General features: G+C 41.3%; 2 protein-coding genes and 1 pseudogene. All 3 read right to left on the bottom strand.

From position 1 onward, the window contains the following. Positions 1-709 (bottom strand): annotated as a pseudogene (locus FYJ39_RS20375) (ATP-binding protein); the annotation flags it as partial. Next, positions 687-1,085, bottom strand: a complete 399-nt coding sequence (locus FYJ39_RS20370) for a conjugal transfer protein (protein ID WP_154474122.1) — start codon at positions 1,083-1,085, stop codon at positions 687-689. The pseudogene FYJ39_RS20375 and the gene FYJ39_RS20370, both read right to left, overlap by 23 nt. 117 nt (positions 1,086-1,202) lie before the next feature. Next, a partial coding sequence (locus FYJ39_RS20365; protein WP_139045268.1) for an antirestriction protein ArdA occupies positions 1,203-1,346 on the bottom strand: 144 nt, incomplete at its 5' end.

The raw sequence follows: 1,346 nt of genomic DNA, 5'->3' as shown, positions 1-1,346 counted from the left end.
TTTCCTCAATCACACACCTTGTCGGACGGATAAGGTCGTAGTATTTTATCAGCGTTTCTTTGTTCAATTTCTTCTTTGGTAGCTGGTACTCATAATCTTCATAAGCGATACCGTCCCCGCCGTAAAGATGTTCCATGAGAAACCCAAAATCATTGATTTCCAAGCGACGCACCTTAAAGCGACGGGAGATTTTATTTTCCAGTAACTTTTCCATTTTCATGTAACGGTTGATTTCATCATTCGGCATGGAAACAAAATCATTCATCAGCGTGTGGTTCACTTCATGGAGAAATTCCGTGAACGTCAGCCACGCCGATTTTTTGATGTTCTTCAGATTGAGCTGTTCTTCTGTAACCATGAGCTTAAAGCCAAGAAAAAAGCGGTAGTCCACTTGATTGTCCCCAATCATAGATACTAACGCTTCGGTCTGTTCGTCTATCTTCTGGTAGGCAACTTCCTTTAATTTTCCAGTTACCAGTTTCTTTGACTGCTCCTGCATACTTCGGATTGAGCTTTCTGTGGCAATCTGCAAGGCATGAATTTTACCCTCACGGGACTGTGCGATAAGCTGGCGAAAGCTGTCATGCACGATAAATTTCTGCTCTGCGGATAGAAAAGAATAGTTGTACGGTATCAGCTCATAGTAAGCGAACACCTCATTGTCCTTGTTCCAGACAAGATTATTGTCAATATATTTTATCGGGAACATAGTTCACACTCCTTACTGCCGTGATTGTTTCATTCAATATCTGCTTATGCAGTTTTACGGCTTTTCCTGCATAAGTGATTTTCGGTCGCAACGCATAAGTTATCTGTGATTTCAAAAAGCTGTACGGCTTCTTTCCGTCAAAGGTTTTCTGCGACATAAACCAAGTGAGAGCAACGGGAATACCGAAGTATTTGAGAAATGCTCCCTCAATCATGGAAAGTGGGGGAATATCCCCAAACAGAATGATGATAAATTCCGTAATCAAAAACCATGTAATCTGTGTAAAAGTAACGGGAAAGGGCAAGTTAAAATCATTGATTGCATATAAGACTTTTTCCACGTTCCAGATACCCGTGTAAGATTTAATCTTTTTCAAGTTCTTTCAGCTCCTTTCGTAAGTTCTTCAAAGAGAAAAGGACAGCCATTTTCAGACTGTCCCTTAAAGAGAAATACGCTGTCAGTAGCAACAATGCTTGTCGCTGATCTTCCAGCGTTAATATGGTATCTCGCACATACCTCGGCTTGTTTCAATGAAGCAACCGCCCATATCCAAATCTCGCCCGTAGGCTTCATAGTCAATGTAATTCTGTAAGCTGGGTGGAATATCCCCAAGTGCCTGCAATTCGTCTATGTAGTA

This window comes from Clostridium porci (assembly GCF_009696375.1).
In the GTDB taxonomy this organism is placed as follows: domain Bacteria; phylum Bacillota; class Clostridia; order Lachnospirales; family Lachnospiraceae; genus Enterocloster; species Enterocloster porci.
Note: the sequence above shows the minus strand (reverse complement) of the source record. Positions and strands in the feature narration are given on the sequence as shown.